Raw genomic sequence first — 16132 nt, 5'->3', positions numbered from 1 at the left:
AGGTCTCGCTCGCTCACGGAAACTCCTCCTCGCGGTTGGTGGCCAGGGCCTGGTGCGGCCCGGACCGGGACGGCTGTATTACTGCGTGAGGCGCTTGCGGAGGAAGTAGCGACTCTCGCCGCGCGGATAGTCCGGCAGCGTTCCGAAGCGCGTGTAGCCCTGCTTCTCATAGAAGCCCAGCGCCTGGAAGCTGAACGTATCCAGGTGCGCCGAGTGGCACCCACGCCGCACCGCGGCTTCCTCGATGTGCGCCATCAGCCGCCCGCCCCAGCCGTGTCCCCGCAGGCGCTCGTCCACCCAGAGGTGGCTCACGAAGAGCCACTCCCAGTGGGTGTAGCCCATGGCGCCTCCGAGCAGGGTGCCATCCTCTGCTCGCACGAAGACGGCCAGGTCCCGCGCGTTCTCCGGCGCCGCTCGGGTCTCGTTGTACCGCACCAGGCTGCGAACCAGCGCCCGGAGCTCCTCCTCGGAGGGCTCCTCCACCACCGTCATCTTCAGCTCATTCAGGGAATCCATCGCGCCATGGTAACGGCTTCAGGTGTTCGCCGTTGAGCGTCCGTTCCATCGGACCGTGGCTCCACCCGGAGGCGCGTGGCGCACTGCACCCCGCCATGTCCCTCCGACTCTGTCTCGCCTTCCTGCTGGTCTGCGGCTGTGCCTCCTCCCCCTCCACCCATCGCGCCACCCCAGCCGAGCCCCGCACGGAGTCGTGGCGAAGCCCGCTGCACCAGGACCACCCGCTCGCCGGAAGAATCTGGGACGTGAAGCAGGGCCGCTATGTGGAGGAGCCAGCGCTGCTGGCGGAGCTCTCCCAGGCCCGCTTCGTGCTCCTCGGCGAGCAGCACGACAACCCCGACCACCACCGCCTCCAGGCCGAGCTCGTGCGGGCGCTCACCGCTTCCGGCCGCTCGCCCGTGCTCGCCTTCGAGATGCTCGATGTCGAGCAGCAGTCCGCCGTTGACGAAGCACGCGCCCGCTCGCCCGGGAATCCGGATGCCATTGCCCAGGCCGTCGCCTGGGAGCAGAGTGGCTGGCCCGACTGGTCCCTCTACCGCCCCATCTTCGCCGTGGGCACCGAGCGCGGCCTGCGCATCGTCGGCGCCAACCTCCCGCGCGCCCAGGTGAAGGAGCTCGTCACTCGTGGCCTCGACGCCCTGGCTCCCGAGACGCGCGCCCGGCTCGGGCTCGAGACCCCACTGCCGGAGGACGTCGCCCGCGCCATGCACGCGGAGATGCACGAGTCTCATTGCGGCCACCTCCCCGAGTCCATGCTCGAGCCCATGGTGCTTGCCCAACGGGCGCGCGATGCGCAGATGGCCGATCGCCTGCGGACCACCGCCTCGGAGGACGGTGCCATCCTCATCACCGGCGCCGGCCACGCACGCACCGACCGCGGTGTTCCCGCTCAGCTCGTCCGGCTCGCCCCGGGCCTTCCGGTGCGCAGCCTCGCCTTCTTCGAGGTCGCCCCCGAGGCTCGCGAGCCTCGCGACTACGTGCCCTCCGACAGTCCCGGAGGGCTTCCCTATGACTATGTCTGGTTCACACCGGCCGTGGAGCGGGAGGACCCCTGCGCCGTGTTCCGCAAGCAGAAGCCGTCAGGCCCGAATGCACCGGAGAAATCCCCCGGGAAATAGCGTGTCAGGTCCGGCGAGAAGGCCGCGTCTTTCAAAGTGTAGGCGGGAGCAACGGCGGATTCGCCCGAGCCCTCGCGAAAACTTTGAAGCGCCCGGCAGGAGAGGTCATACACGCACCTCTGTTGGTTCGAATCCAACTCCCGGCACCATGCGCCGGGATAGCCTAATGGTAAAGGCACTCGACTATTAATCGAGCAGTCAAACGGCTTTTCCACTCGGGCGTTTCATTCTTCTCTGACAGCATTTGCGTCCAGCCGAAGAGGCCATACACGCCCATTGGCTCTCGGGGTCGCCGGTTCGAACCCGGCTTTCCTCCCTCCCTTCATGGAGGAAATAGCTCAGTGGTAGAGCACGAGATTAAAAAACGGCTTCCTCACTCGGACGCAGACCCCTTCTCCTCGCATCCGGTAGCATTCCCGGCCTCATGGCCCACCCGGTGCGAATCCTGCGGTTGAATCACGTGCAGCTCACCATTCCCAAGGGGATGGAAGACGCCGCACGTGCCTTCTATTGCGGCACCCTCGGCATGTCCGAGATCGCCAAGCCGGACGCCCTCAAAGGGCGAGGAGGCTTCTGGCTCCAGCTCCCCGGCATCCAGGTTCACATCGGCACCGAGGACGGCGTCGAGCGGCTCCGCACCAAGGCACATCCCGCCTTCGAGGTGGAGGAGCTCGATGCGGTGCGGCATGTGCTCGAGCAGGCGGGCCTCCAGCCCGAGGACGGCGTTCCCATCCCCGGCATGCGGCGCTTCGAGTGCCGGGACCCCTTCGGCAACCGGCTGGAGTTTCTCCAAATCGAGCCGGGCAGGTAGCCTCGCGCGCCATGCGCTGGCTCCTCATCGCTCTCATCGCCCTCGTCTCCCTTCGCTGTGCCCACGCTCCCGAGGCTCCACCGGTAGCCCCCACAGCGCCCACGCCCGTGGCCGCCGCCCCGGAATGGCCCGAGCCCCAGCCCCCGCAGCTGCGCCTGCCCGACTCCGTGCGGCCCGTGCGCTACGCGCTGGACCTGACGCTCCTCCCCGCGGAACCCACCTACTCCGGCACCGTCACCGTCGACCTGGACGTTCGTGAGCCGGTACGCCAGGTGTGGCTGCATGCGCAGGACCTCCAGGTGACTCAGGCGCGCGTCCTCACCAATGGCCGCACACTGGAGGCCAAGACCGTCACCGCCACAGAGGGCCGGCTCGGCGTGCTGCTCCCCGAGACACTCGGCACCGGTCAGGCTCAGCTCCTCCTCTCCTTCACCGGCCGCGCGGACCGTGAGCGCAGCCAGGGCATCTACGCCGTGGAAGAGGGCGGCGAGCCCTACCTCTATACCTTCTTCGAGCCCATCGACGCGCGACGCGCCTTCCCGTGCTTCGACGAGCCGGGCTTCAAGGTGCCCTGGCGCCTGCGCTTCACGGTGAAGCAGGAGCACGTGGCGCTCGCCAACCACGCCATCGTCTCCGAGGAGCCGCTGCCCGGGGGCCTCAAGCGCGTCACCTTCGCCGAGAGCCGTCCGATGCCGAGCTACCTCGTCGCCTTCGTGGTCGGCCCCTTCGACCTGGTGGACGCCGGCTCCGTCGGGCGCGCCCTCGCCCCCCTGCGCTTCATCGTCCCCCGCGGCCGCGGCCCCGAGACGGCCTACGCCGCCAGCGTCACCCCGCGCATCATCACGCTGCTCGAGGACTTCTTCGACCAGACCTATCCCTACGAGAAGCTCGACGTGGCGGTGGTGCCCCACTTCTGGGGCACCATGGAGCACTCGGGCATCGTCGCGCTCGGCCAGCCCCTCACCCTCATCCGTCCTGGCGAGGAGACGCCCCAGCGCCGCAAGTCCTACGTGAACATCGCCATCCATGAGCTGGCCCACTACTGGTTCGGCAACGTCGTCACCTGCCGCTGGTGGGACGACACCTGGCTCAACGAGTCCCTCACCACCTGGCTCGACCACAAAATCACTGGCCAGTTCGACCCGGCCTGGCAGTACACGCTGGAGAGCCAGGCCAACTCGTCCACGTTCGCGCTCGAGACGGACTCGCTCGTCACCTCGCCTGCCGTCCGCAAGCCCATCACCACCAACGACGACATCATCGGCGCCTTCGACAACGGCACCACCTACGCCAAGGGCGCCGCGCTGCTCTCCATGCTCGAGGGGTGGCTCGGCGAGGAGCGGCTTCGCGACGCGCTGCGCACCCATGTGCGCAAGCACGCCTGGCGTGTGACGAACTCGGACGGCTTCCTCGCCACGCTCGACGAGTCGCTCGGGGCCGACGCGGCCCGCGTCTTCCGCGGCTACGTTGACCAACCGGGTGTGCCCCGCGTCTCCGCCACGCTCCAGTGCAAGCCGGGCACGGCTCCACGGCTGACGCTCTCGCAGGACCGCTTCCTCCCCGCCGGCTCCACCGGAACCACCGGCCAGACGTGGGACATCCCCGTGTGCGTGCGCGCGGGCAAGGGCAAGGACGCCACACGCGCCTGCACGCTCCTCTCCAGCTCCACGGGTGAGCTGGAGCTGCCCTTCCAGGGCTGCCCCTCGTGGCTCCTCCTCAACGCGGGCGGCACCGGCTACTACCGCGTGAGCTACTCGCGCGAGCAGCTCGCCCAGCTCCTCTCCGCGGCCCCGGGGACGCTGAGCACCTCGGAGCGGCTCGCCCTCCTGACCGACGTGAAGGCCGCCGTGGACCGGGGCGACGTGCCGCTCGGCGAGGCCATGAAGCTCGTCCCCGCCACCGCCGCGGACCCCCACCGCCTCATCCTCCAGCGCGGCATGCAGCTCCTCTCCGACATCAAGCTCGATCGGCTCCCCGAGGCCGACCGCCCGCTCTACCGGGCCTGGCTGCGCGACCTCTACGCCCCTCGGGCCCGTGCCCTGGGCTGGACGCCCAAGCCGGGCGAGGGCGATGAGGTGAAGCAGCTGCGCTCGGCGCTGCTCGGCATCGCGGCCGTGGGCGGACAGGATCCGGCCCTCATCCAGGAGGGGAGCCGGCTCGCCCGCGCGTTTCTGGCGGACCGCAAGGCCGTGCACCCGGAGGTGGCCTGGACGGCTGTCCGGGTGGCGGCACGCAGCGGCGACCGCGCCCTCTTCGACACGCTGCTCGCCCAGGCCCGCACGGCGAAGGACCGCAACGAGCGCGTCCGGTTGCTCAGCACGCTGGGCGCTTTCCGCGACCCGGCGCTCGTGAAGGAGGCGCTCGCCCTGGTGGCCGGCGACGAGTTCGACGTGCGCGAGACGACCTCCATCCTCTACCAGGCCTTCTTCTCCGCCGAGTCGCGCGAGCAGGCCTGGGACTTCTACCGGCAGAACTTCGACGCGCTCTCCAGCCGGATGCGCTCGGATGAGCTGAATGGACTTATCGGGATGGTGGGAGACCTCTGTGACGAGCAGCGGCGAGCTGAGGCCGAGGCCTTCCTGCGCTCCCGCGTGGAGAAGATCGAGGGAGGGCCGCGCTCCCTGGCTCGTTCGCTCGAGTCCATCCAGCTCTGCATGGAATCGGAGCGCCGCAATCAGCCGGGTGTGCGGGAGTTCCTCCGCACCCGCGGCAAGGGCGTGAACACGGCGACGCAGCGCTGAGCGGGGAAGACCCTCACCCTAGCCCTCTCCCAAAGGGAGAGGGGACATCCACAGGGTCTCGGGAGCAGGTTCAAGAGCTTCGTGGACAGGCGCCCAGGGCACCGCTCACGCTTGGGCGGTGTCCCCGTAGGCGCCCAGCACGCTCCGGCCAAGCACCCGCAGGGCCTCGCGCAGATCAGACGAGGCCGCCTCCGCCGGAGCGACTCTCGCCCGCTCCACGCGTCGCCTCGCCTCCGCGAGGGACTTCAGCCCCGCTTCGCTGCCCGGCGTGCTCCTCGCGGCCTCGGCCAGGTCCAGCGAGGCCCGCAGCAGCGAGGAGAGCTCGCGCAGCACGGTGTCGTCCCTCAGCTCGGGCGTCACCTCCAGCGAGGCGAAGCCGTCCCGGGCCGCCTCCAGCTCTCCGAGGGCCGCCTGCACCGAGGCCAGGTGCGCGGTGAAGCGCAGCGCATGCCAGCGCGACACCCGATCCAGGATGGAGATGGACTCCGACAGGCGGGCACGCGCGTCCTCCAGCGCTCCGAGCGCCACCAGGGCCCGGCCCAGCTCCCCCAGCGCGGCCCCCTCCAGGATGCGCATGCCGAGCTGCCGCCCCATCCGCACCGTGGCCTCCAGGTGCTCGCGCGCCTCCGCCGCCCGGCCCGCGTCGAGCAGGAAGCAGCCCAGGTTCACTCGCGCCAGCGCATGCCCCGCCCTGTCTCCCACGCGCGAGGCCTTCTCCATCGCCTCCTCCAGCAGCGCCACCGCCTCCGCCGTGCCCCCGCCCTCGCCAATCGCCATGGCCTGGTTGGTGAGGAAACCCACCTCGAAGGCCACGTCGCCCACGGCGCGGAACAGCTCCAACGCGGTGCGCAGGTGAGGCACCGCCGCTCCAGCGCCGCGCCGCCCCATCTCCAGGATGCCGAGGTTGCCCACCGTGTACGCGTCCAGCCACCGGTCTCCCAGCGAGGGCAGCTCGTGCGCTTCCTGCACCAGCTCCCAGGCCGTACCCGTGTCCCCCTCGTCGCGCGCCACGATGCTCAGGTCCACCAGCACGCGCTTGGCCCGGTCCACCGCGTCGAGCGCGTCAAAGGCCGAGCGCGCCGCCTCCAAGTCCCTCCAGGCCGCGGCGAGCTGACCCGCGCCGTGGTGCGTCCGGCCTCGCACCGCGAGCGCCTCGGCCCGCAGCAGCGGCTCCACCTTCACGGTGGACGACAGCTCCAACGCCCGGTCCAGCCGCGACTGGGTGATGCCCACCGGGCCCCGAGCCGTCACGTCCGGCTCCAGCGCCACCAGCGCGCCCAGCGCCCGCTCCAGGGAGCCCTCGTTGGCAGGCACCACCGCCAGTGCGTTGTCACACGCGGCCAGCAGGTTCTCACGCTCCAACGACAGCCGTCGGAAGGCCAGCTCCCCGCCCTCTCCTCGCATCCGTGCGCTCAACCGCCGCGCCATCGCCAGGTAGCAGCTCGCATGGCGTGTCGCCAGGATCGCCCCCTCGCCCCGCTCCGCCAGCCGGGAGGACGCGTACTGGCGGATGCTCTCATACAGGCCCAGGCGCAGCTCTCCGGGCAGCCCGTCCGGCGCATAGGCGCGCAACAGCGACTTGGAGCGCAGCGAGTGGATGATCTCCATCACGTCCGGCCCACCCGGCGGGAACATGAGCACCGCCTCAGCCGCCTCCAGGGTGAAGCCGCCCCGGAACACCGAGCACTGCGCCAGCGCCGCCCGCTCCGCGGGCTCCAGCAGATTCCAGGACCAGTCGATCGCGCCCCACAGCGTACTCTGCCGCGCTGAGCCGTCGCGCCGGCCTCCGCGCAGCAGCTCGAAGCGGCGGGAGAGCCGCTCCTGAATCTGGGACACGCCCAGCAAGTTGGTGCGCGCTGCTGCCAGCTCGATGGCCAGGGGAATGCCGTCCAGCTTGCGGACAATGTCCGCCACCAGCGGGGCCTCCGCGTCCGTCAGCTCGAAGCCGCCGCGCACCGACCGGGCGCGCTGGACGAACAGCCGCATCGCATCGCAGCGGCCATCAGCTCCTTGCACGTCTCTCCCTCCTCGGGCACCTCCAGCGGCTCCAGGTCGATGACACGCTCCTCGGGCAGGAGGAGCGACTCGCGCGACGTAACGAGGAACCGTGCCTGGGGCGCCAGCGCGCGCCAACGGCCCAGCGTGGCCGGAAGATGCTGGATGACATGCTCCACGTTGTCGACGATGAGCAGCACGTCCCCGCGCCCGGCCAGGGCCCGCCCCAGCCGCTCCGCCGGCTCGCTGTCCTCGCCGCTGCGGGTGAGCGCGACACCCAGCGCCTGGCCGACGGCGTGGCAGATGTCGCCCACCGTCGCCGCGTCCGTGAGCTCGCACATCCACACCCCGCCCTCCCAGGTGCGCGCCGCCAGCTCCAGGTTGCCGAAGCGCGTGGCCAGCCGGCTCTTCCCCATGCCTCCGGGGCCCAGCAACGTGACGAGCCGCGCCCCCGAGTCGAAGCACCGCCGCAGCTCCGCCAGCTCCTCCTGCCGGCCGATCAGCTCCCCCGTCTCGCCCGGCACATGGCCCCGCAGCACCCGCTGCACCCGGAGCGCCTCGAAGCGCCGTCCCACCAGCGCCGCGGGCAGCACCTCCACGAGCGAGACGGCCTCCTCGACACCTTGCAGGTGGTACTCGCCCAGCGCGTGCACCCGGGGCCGGCCCAACACCTCCAGCTCTCCCTCCACCCGCGCCCAGGCCATCCCGCTCACCAGCACCTGCCCGCCCTGGCCAGCCGACGCCACGCGCGCCGCCACGTTCACCACTCGCCCGAAGTAGTCCACCTCGCCTGTCTGCGCATCCAGACGGCACTCCGGCTCTCCCAGGTGCACGCCCATCCGCACCCGCAGGCCTCGGTACACACACCCGCCCGGCCCCAGCTCCTCCGCCGCATCCGGCTCGGCCAGCAGCTCCTCCGGCCAGGGCGCGCGCAGCAACTCCTGCTGCGTCCGGAGGCACCAGCACACGGCCTCCACCGCCGAGGGGAAGGCCACCATGAAGGAGTCTCCCTGCGTCTTCACCTCGTAGCCGCCGTGCTCGGCCAGCAGCGCGCGCAGCACCCGGTCGTGTATGTCCAGCGCGGCCCGCATGCCGCCGCTGCACTGCTCCCACAGCCGCGTGGAGCCCTGGACCTCCGTGAAGACGAGCACCACCGTTCCGGTGGGAGCCGCGACGGTCGAGGAACGTCGCCGCGGAGCCCCCCCGAATCCAGGGCCCTCCATGGTGCTGAGAGGTGAAACCATGCGCAGGACGCTCCCCATCACCACTCTCCCTCGCCTGCGATCATGATGACCGTGAGGCCGTAATTTCGCGCCCCCCCTGCGCCCCATCCGTGCACCAGCATACGGAGCGCACTGACCTTCGCCCGCGAGCCCGGCTCCCACTCGCACTCCCTTCTGTCCACACCCCCGGCGCGCTCGACAGAAGAAGCCTCCATGGCTAGGGGCCACTCACCTCGGCTGACAACCCTTCACGTGGGGCAGCATGGTGCCAAGCCAACAGTGCGCCCCAGCCCGAGTGACGAGACTGACCACGCCTTCACCGGGCAACACCGGGCGTCCACTGCCCGACGACTCCGCCATGGGGTGTCCTGCACTCCACGCGGCGATCGTTCGCCGACAACGCTCCGGCACAACCTGAGCTCCGACCTGTATCGGAGTTACAGAAACAACGTCAGTTTCCTCTTGGAGCCCGCTTCGCACCGGCGCAACCCGGAGCGGAGCATCCACGAGTGGGCTCCGGGGGGTAGCACATGAAGAGCACTTCGTTCACGAAGACGCGCCGTGCGGGAACCACGGCATCCACCCTGCAGTCGCTGCTGGGAGCGTTGCTGCTGACACTCGCCGGGGGCTGCGGCCCGGTGGAGGAGGCGGCCCCCCACCCGCCCCTGGAGCTGAGCACCACCAGCGTGGGCACCTCCATCCAGGGACTCGAGGACGAGAACGGACTGACCATGAATGGGCTGACCATGAATGGCCTGGCCTTCAACGGGCTGGCCTTCAATGGACTGGCCTTCAATGGACTGGCCAGCAGCGCCTTCACCACGTGGTTCCAGGAGAGCCCGCTGACGACGAGCCTCTTCATGAAGTACCTGGTCCGCTGCGCCGTACCGGCCGGGCAGTCCCGCACGTTCAACGACGGCGGGCTCACCTACTCGTGGCCCGGGAGCCTGGGGCTGGCGCCGAGCTGGTCGGGAGGCGCACCGGCCACCGCGGCGGAGCAGCAGGTGGTGACGGCGTGCATCGCGGCGCTCGTCAACAAGTTCGGGCGCTCGGTGGGCGTCTCCGTGCTGGGCGCCAACGCGCAGGGGCAGCTCATCCCCTACTCGGCCGCGGAGCTGTCGATGTACTCGCTGCGGGAGGCGTGCTTCTTCGGCAACATGTTCACCGACGAGGGCCTCTTCGTCGGCAACGACCAGGCCCCGCTGGCCCCATGGCAGAGCAGCCTGCGGGCCTGCGCGCTCGAGGGCAGCGATGCGTGCCCGCCCCTCGTCCACATCGGCAACTGCCGGGACAGCTGCACCCTGGACCCCACCGGGACGTACTACACACAGTGCACCCGCGACGGCAGGACGTACCGCCCCATCACCACTCGGCTGCGCGCCCAGGAGGTCGTCGTGTGCGGTGACGACATCTGCCAGGCCAGCGAGTCCTGTGGCAGCAGCAACCGCTACGACGACTGCGCGCTGGACTGCGGCCCCTGCCGCTGAGCCCCCGGGCACACCTGGCCCGGGGCCCGACGCCGCTCAACTCCCGCCCTGGCCCTGGGCCCGCAGCAGGTAGAAGACGTAGCCGTAGGAGGTGCCGTAGCGGGTGTAGAGGTCAATCTCCCGCTCCGTCTCAACAATGGCGGTGGCGAGGTCCGCGTCCCCTCGGGAGCGCTCGCGCAACGAGGCCATGCGCGCCTCCAGGGGGTGGTAGTACTCGTCCCACCACGCCGGGGCCGGCAGCACGAAGGTGTCCAGCACCTCGAAGCCGGCCTCGCGCGCCGTGGCGCTGTTGGAGGCGGTGGTGCCATGCGCGGGTAGGCCTCGCGCCAGAAGTCGGCGGCCTCGGCCGGAGGCGAGTCGGTGAGCCACGTCGCCTCGCTGGCGGCCAGCAGGCCTCCGTCCTTCAGCAGCGGACGCCACCGCCGCAGTCCCGCGCCCCAGCCCAGGATGTAGATGGCTCCTTCGGACCAGATGAGGTCCACGCTGCCCGGGGCGTCCTCGAGCGCCGCGAAGTCCGCGCGCCGCGTGCTCACCAGGTGCCCGAGCCCCTGGACCGCCGCCTCGGTCTTCAACCGCGCGAGGAAGGGCTCGTGCGAGTCCACGGCGATGATGGAGGTGCCTAGCTCCCTCGCCAGCACGAGCGTCTGCCGCCCGGGGCCGCACCCGAGATCCAACACCCGCGGGGAAGGAGAAAGGAGCGAACGCAAACGGCGAAGTGCCTCGCGGGTGCAGTCATCGCTCCCAGGTCCCTCGCGAGGCAGGTCCGTGTGCAGCAACAGGAAGGCGTCACCGAGCATGACAAGAGCGTAATGTCAGGTGCGCCCCGCGTCTTCGTCGAAGTGGCCCGAGGTGCCACCCATGGACAGCCGTCCGGAAGACTTTTGCTTCGCCGCTGTAGGAGACGTGCACGGGCACATGCACCGGATGGTGCGGTGCGTCCAAGACAAGGCGGCGAAAGCTCGGCGGGTACCTGCCTTTGTGCTGCAGGTGGGTGATTTCGAGCCCCACCGCCACGAGGCGGACCTCGCCACCATGTCCGCGCCCGCGAAATACCGGCACCTGGGCGACTTCCCCGCGTACCACGCCGGCAGGGCTCGCTTTCCCTGGCCCGTCCACTTCATCGGCGGCAACCACGAGCCGTATGGCTTCCTGGAGCAACAACCGGACGGCTTCGAGCTGGTGTCCCAGTGCCACTACCTCGGCCGCGTGGGCGTCATCGAACTGCACGGTCTCCGGGTCGTGGGGCTGTCGGGTATCCACCGCGAGGAGCGCTTCCAGACTCCGCGCCCCTCGGTGTCCCTGCTCGGCCGCGTCTCCCCCAAGGACTTCATCTCCTTCACCGAGCAGGACGTCGAGCAAGCCCTCGCGCTCGAGCGGGCCGACGTGCTGCTGCTGCACGACTGGCCCTCGGGCATCATCGATCCGGCTGACGCGGGCGACTTCGAGCACCAGCGCCGCAGCCCCAGCCATGAGGCTGTCGGCAATGCGTATGCTCGGCTGCTCGTGGATGCGCTGCGGCCCCGACTGGTGCTCTGCGGACACCTGCACAAGCCCTACCGCGGCTACGTGAGACATCCCACGGGCGAGCTCACCACGGTGTGCTGCCTGGATGAGGTGGCCCAGGGGCCAGACTCGGTCGCCCTGTTCCAAGTCACCCAGGCGGGCATCCGAGAGCTCACCGGGTAAGCGCTCCCTGGGCCCATCACCTCAGGCGTGGACCTGTCGGCGCAGCACACCGCGCACCGCGAGCGCACCCGCCATGATGGAGATGCCACGGGAGAGGATCTCCACGCCCACCACGATGCCCAGCGCCCACATCGAGGAGGAGGGGAACTGGGCGAAGATGATGGCGCCCAGCGCCACGGACACGATGCCGTAGGCCAGGTCCCAGCCCCAGCCCTCATAGCGATCGGCCACGGAGGTGATGCCCCGGAAGAGCCCGCTGGCGAAGAAGTACCCGGCCATCAGGAGCGTCAACGCCAACAGTCCGGCATCCGGCCGAGCCAGCAGCATCAGGCCCACCCCGATGGAGAGGACGCCTCCCAGCAGGAACATCACGAAGGGTCCCCCCTTCTCCCCCTTCTTGCGGATGCGGAAGGCGTGGACGATCTCAAAGGCGCCCGCCACCACCAGCATGGAGCCGTAGAAGATGACCGAGACGAGGCTGGTGAGGACAACTGCCCCCAGCGCCACGACCCCGAGTAGCGTCAGAAGCAGCCCCATCACGAAGGGACCACCCCAGAGGCTCGCCGTGGTGCGGGGGCGCGGGGTGATGGAACCAATGTTGGAGTCTGTGATGGCCATGACGGACCTCTCAGGAAATCGAGTTGCATCATCACGAACCTGGGAGTGCTCCAGAGACCCGGCAAGCCTCACTCGCCACTGAGCCTCGCGGCGAGCCCGCACGTCTTGCAGCACCACCTGGACGGCAGCGGCGACGGGAAGCGCCAGCAGCGCACCAAGCAGGCCCGCGACCCCTGCCCCCAGGAGCACCACCACGGTGATGAGCAGCGGGTTCATCTGGATGGTGTGCCGCTGCACGAGCGGGCGCAGCACATGGGCGTCCACCTGCGCATAGAGGAGGTAGACCCCCAGCACCACGAGGGCGGCGTGTAAGCCAGCAGAGACCAGCGTGGTGACGGCGAGGAGCACAGCGGACAGCACGCTCCCGAGCAGGGGCACGATGGCCAGCAATGCCACCAGCAGCGCGAGCGGCAAGAAATAGGGCACCCCCACAGCGAGCAGGACGAGCCCCACCCCTGCCCCTTCCACCAAGGCGAGCAGGAGAGCCCCTCCCACGTAGCCACCCACGCGGCGGCTCATCTGCTGTGCCAACCCGAGGAGGCGCTCGCGCCGGTCCGGCTCGAACCAGCCCAGCAGGGAGTCCACCACGTCGCGCCCGAAGAGCAGCATGAAGAGCGAGAGGAAGGAGACGGCGATCGCCGCGCCTACGCCGATGAACATGCGCCGGGCCAGCTCCACCATCGGGCGCAAGGAGCTACCGCTCCCCTGTCGCAACCCCTCATGGAGCAGCTCCCCTACTCCGAGGTGCTCATCCAGCCAGGAGAAGACGCTGGTGCGGCGAAGCTCACCGAAGAGGACGGGGGCCTCGTCCACGAGCAGACGGGCCTGGTGCAAGCTCAGGGGAACGACACTCCGCAGCAGCACCACGAGCAGCCCCACGAAGGCGAGATAGACAGACACCACTGCCAGCCCGCGCCGCAGCCCGCGCCGCTGGAGCCAAGAGACCAGTGGCTCCAGCGCCAACGCGAGGAACAGGGCCACCAGAATCCAGGTGATGACCTGCCACGCCGCGCGCACCAGCAGCACCAGCGACACCAGGGCCACGGCGTTGAGGCCCACCATCCACACCATCTTGGGACCGAGAGGCGGAGCACGGGAGGCACGGCTCATGGCGCACCTGAGGTGGAGAGGGTGACGGTCTCCTCGTGGAGCGCCGGCCCCGGAGCGGGCACATGCCCAGGCACCAGCAACCGGTTCTCCATCTGGAAATAGCGCACGGTGAGCTGGGGACCTCGCAACGAGAGGATGGCGTAGGCGTGGTGGTCCAAGAAGCCGTCGTTGCCCAACCGGGTACCCGGCACATGGCGCGGAGGCCCGGACTCTCCTGGCGCAGGCACCAGTCCCGGGATGGGGCTGTTGTGCTGCTCGTGCAACAGCACCGGCACTGCCCCCGCGCCGATGCACCGACCCCGCGCCAGCCCCGCATAGGGCTCATAGATGTGGAGGTTGTGCTCGTGCCCCCAGAACCAGAGGGAGACTTCCCCGAGGATGGAGGCGAGCGCTCGCCCCAGACGCGGATTGAGCGCCAGCTTCCGGCCCTCCGCATCATGGCCCACGCTGGCCAGGGAGAAGAGCGGATGATGGGAGAGCAGCACGGTGCCCCGTCCCTCGGCGTTGCGGACCTTGTCCAGCAGCCAGTCCACCTCGGAGTCCTCCAGCCAGGTGACGGTGTCCGCCAGCGCGCGCGGGTTGAAGTCGTGAAGGCCGGTGTCCATCCCGAGCAGCTGCCAGTACCGGTTGCGCAGGCAGAAGTAGCTGGCCGGCTGGCCGAGCCCCTCCAGCAGCACTCGGTAGCCCTCGCCTCCCGAGTAGCGGTCATGGTTGCCGGAGAGGGCGAGCACCCGAGGCCACCGTGAGCCGAAGACACGCGTGAAGACGTCGAGGAAGTGGGCGCGCACCTCGTGGGGCGTCCCCGAGTAATAGATGTCTCCCAGGTGGAGGATGGCGTCCGGCTGGAAGGTGGAGAGCTGCTCCAGCAGCGCCCGCGCGTCCGGCATGCCCGTGCCCCAGTCCGCGAGCAGGGCCACCGTCGCCTCGTCCGGCAGCGCTGGCAGGACAAAGTCCGCCAGGGACGTATGGCGACGGTAGAAAGGCTGGTGATGGAGCAGGAGCGCGCGCTCGTACTCCACCAGCGACTCCACCCAGAGCGGGTCGCACGAGGTGAAGCGCAGCTCGCTCATCAGCCGCTGCACCTCCTCATGGTCCCCATGAAAGCGGGCGAGGGCCAAACGAGCGCAGAGCCGGGCACAGGCGCTGGCCCGCTGACGACGGGAGGGAGGGACATCCACCTCGTGCGAAGGCGCGTGCTCTTGCGCGGCGGCGCTCGCCTCCTCCATGGCGGGGTGCTCCACCGAGGACTCCAGCCCCACCGCGTCCCGTGCTCCCGCCTTCCGAGAGAGCACCCGGTGGAGACAGGACTGCCAGAGCGAGAGGGCTGGATGACGTGCAGTGGAGGGAACCTTCGGCATGGGACAGGAACCAGGCGCTAATGCATGGCCGTCATGGCGTCACCCGTCGCTTCGGGGTGAGCCGCCTCTGGCAACTCCGCTCTGCCCGAGGGGCACAACGCAGGGCGCCAGGTGCCATGAGGAGCGATGAGTGCGTCCGCCTCGCGCGGGCCCCAGGTACCGGGCTCGTACTCGTAGAGCGGCGTGGTGCCACCCACGACGGGGTCCACCACCCGCCACGCCTCCTCCACCGCCTCCTGGCGCGCGAAGAGCGAGACATCGCCGTGCATGGCGTCGCCGAGCAGCCGCTCATAGGGCTTCATCGTCCCACCAGGGTGCTGGATGGCCACCAGGTCCACGTCCTCGCCCCGCATGACACCGCCAGGCCGCTTGGCGCGCGCGCCGATGGAGATGAGCACGTCGGGGCCGAGACGGAAGCGCACGGAGTTGGGAGCGGCCAGGGAGGACTCCTCGAAGATGGGACGAGGCGGATGGTTCAGCTCCACGAAGACCTCGGTGGCGGTGGTCGGCAGACACTTGCCCGAGCGGATGTAGAAGGGCACATCCGCCCATCGCCAGGAGTCGATGAACAGCCGCACCGCGGCGAACGTCTCCACCTGGGAGGTGGGGGACACACCTCGCTCGCCCCGATAGCCGCGGAACTGACCCCGCACCACGCTGGCCGGGTCCAACGAGCGCATGGCCTTGAAGACGCGCGCCTTCTCGTCGCGCAGGTTCTCGGGGTCCGAGCAGAAGGGCGCATCCATGGTCAGGAGTCCGACCACCTGAAGCAGGTGGTTCTGCAACACGTCACGGATGGCGCCCACCTCCTCATAGAAGGCCCCCCGCCCCTGGACGCCGAAGCTCTCGGCCAGCGTCACCTGCACGCTGCGCACGTGCTGCCGGTTCCAGATGGGCTCGAGGAAGACGTTGGCGAAGCGGAAGAAGAGCAGGTTCTGCACCGGCTCCTTCCCCAGGAAGTGGTCGATGCGGAAGATGGCGGACTCGGGCAGGAAGCGGTGCAGCGTCTCGTTGAGCTCGCGCGCGGAGACCAGGTCCCTCCCGAAGGGCTTCTCCACCACCACCCGCGCCTGCTTCAGGCAACTGGCTTGGGCCAGCCCCTCCACCACCGTGGCGAAGAGACTCGGAGGAATGGCCAGATAGTGCAGCGGGCGCTTCGCTCCCCCGAGGGCCTCCCTCACCCGGGAGAACGTCTTTGGCTCTCGGTAGTCCCCGTCCACGTAGCGCAGGAGTTGACACAGGCGCTGGAAGTGCTCTTCGTCGAACGTGCCGTGCTCCTGGATGCTGGCGCGCGCCCGCTCGCGCAGCTGCTCCAGACCCCAGCCCGCCTTGGCCACGCCGATGATGGGGACCGACAGCCGCTCGCGGACCACCAGGGCCTGCAGCGCGGGAAATATCTGCTTGTACGCGAGGTCCCCCGTGGCTCCGAAAAAGACGAGTGCGTCCGAGACAGGTGCGGCGGCCATGGC

General features: G+C 69.7%; 12 protein-coding genes, 1 tRNA gene and 1 pseudogene. 6 read left to right on the top strand and 8 right to left on the bottom strand.

The genetic code is table 11. The features are described from left to right. Positions 1-78: 78 nt before the first annotated feature. Positions 79-516, bottom strand: coding sequence for a GNAT family N-acetyltransferase (locus tag OV287_RS01955; protein WP_267532249.1), 438 nt, complete (start codon positions 514-516; stop codon positions 79-81). 95 nt (positions 517-611) lie between these two features. On the opposite strand from OV287_RS01955, the gene OV287_RS01950 reads away from it, so the two are divergent. The 4 genes from OV287_RS01950 (at position 612) to OV287_RS01935 (ending at position 5186) form a co-directional block, all read left to right on the top strand. Next, complete coding sequence (locus OV287_RS01950) at positions 612-1634, top strand: ChaN family lipoprotein (protein ID WP_267532248.1); 1023 nt, start codon at positions 612-614, stop codon at positions 1632-1634. 155 nt (positions 1635-1789) lie between these two features. Beyond that, positions 1790-1950, top strand: a tRNA-Asn gene (locus OV287_RS01945). A gap of 108 nt (positions 1951-2058) precedes the next feature. Further along, entirely contained in the window at positions 2059-2445 is a 387-nt protein-coding gene (locus OV287_RS01940; RefSeq protein WP_267532247.1) for a VOC family protein, read from the top strand. An 11-nt stretch (positions 2446-2456) separates the two neighbouring features. Beyond that, entirely contained in the window at positions 2457-5186 is a 2730-nt protein-coding gene (locus OV287_RS01935; RefSeq protein WP_267532246.1) for a M1 family metallopeptidase, read from the top strand. A gap of 105 nt (positions 5187-5291) precedes the next feature. Here the strand turns inward: OV287_RS01935 and OV287_RS56180 are convergent, their stop codons facing one another. After that, positions 5292-7202, bottom strand: coding sequence for an ATP-binding protein (locus OV287_RS56180; RefSeq protein ID WP_308809541.1), 1911 nt, complete (start codon positions 7200-7202; stop codon positions 5292-5294). Next, positions 7121-8425 (bottom strand): adenylate/guanylate cyclase domain-containing protein, encoded by a 1305-nt coding sequence (locus tag OV287_RS56175; RefSeq protein WP_308809540.1) that lies wholly within the window; start codon positions 8423-8425, stop codon positions 7121-7123. The genes OV287_RS56180 and OV287_RS56175 overlap by 82 nt, the downstream gene beginning before the upstream one ends. A 509-nt stretch (positions 8426-8934) precedes the next feature. Here OV287_RS56175 and OV287_RS01925 point away from each other — a divergent pair. After that, entirely contained in the window at positions 8935-9891 is a 957-nt protein-coding gene (locus OV287_RS01925) for a hypothetical protein (protein WP_267532245.1), read from the top strand. A 36-nt stretch (positions 9892-9927) separates the two neighbouring features. Here the strand turns inward: OV287_RS01925 and OV287_RS01920 are convergent, their stop codons facing one another. Beyond that, on the bottom strand, positions 9928-10260 hold the full coding sequence (locus OV287_RS01920; protein ID WP_267542607.1) for a hypothetical protein: 333 nt from the start codon (positions 10258-10260) through the stop codon (positions 9928-9930). Between the two features lie 59 nt (positions 10261-10319). Then, positions 10320-10688 (bottom strand): annotated as a pseudogene (locus tag OV287_RS01915) (SAM-dependent methyltransferase); the annotation flags it as partial. A gap of 61 nt (positions 10689-10749) precedes the next feature. Here OV287_RS01915 and OV287_RS01910 point away from each other — a divergent pair. Beyond that, complete coding sequence (locus OV287_RS01910) at positions 10750-11577, top strand: metallophosphoesterase (RefSeq protein ID WP_267532244.1); 828 nt, start codon at positions 10750-10752, stop codon at positions 11575-11577. A gap of 21 nt (positions 11578-11598) precedes the next feature. Here OV287_RS01910 and OV287_RS56170 read toward each other — a convergent pair whose 3' ends face one another. The 3 genes from OV287_RS56170 to zwf are packed head-to-tail and all read right to left on the bottom strand — an operon-like array spanning position 11599 to position 16129. After that, positions 11599-13305 carry an AI-2E family transporter gene (locus OV287_RS56170; protein ID WP_308809539.1) on the bottom strand — a complete coding sequence of 569 codons (1707 nt, stop codon included), beginning with the start codon at positions 13303-13305 and terminating at the stop codon, positions 11599-11601. Next, positions 13302-14663, bottom strand: coding sequence for a metallophosphoesterase family protein (locus tag OV287_RS01895; protein ID WP_267532243.1), 1362 nt, complete (start codon positions 14661-14663; stop codon positions 13302-13304). Before OV287_RS01895 ends, OV287_RS56170 begins: the two co-directional genes overlap by 4 nt. A gap of 17 nt (positions 14664-14680) precedes the next feature. Then, complete coding sequence (zwf, locus tag OV287_RS01890; protein WP_267532242.1) at positions 14681-16129, bottom strand: glucose-6-phosphate dehydrogenase; 1449 nt, start codon at positions 16127-16129, stop codon at positions 14681-14683. Positions 16130-16132: the final 3 nt, after the last annotated feature.

It is taken from the genome of Archangium lansingense (assembly GCF_026626635.1).
GTDB classification, from domain to species: Bacteria; Myxococcota; Myxococcia; order Myxococcales; family Myxococcaceae; genus Archangium; species Archangium lansingense.
This window is presented reverse-complemented; position numbering and strand designations above follow the sequence as displayed.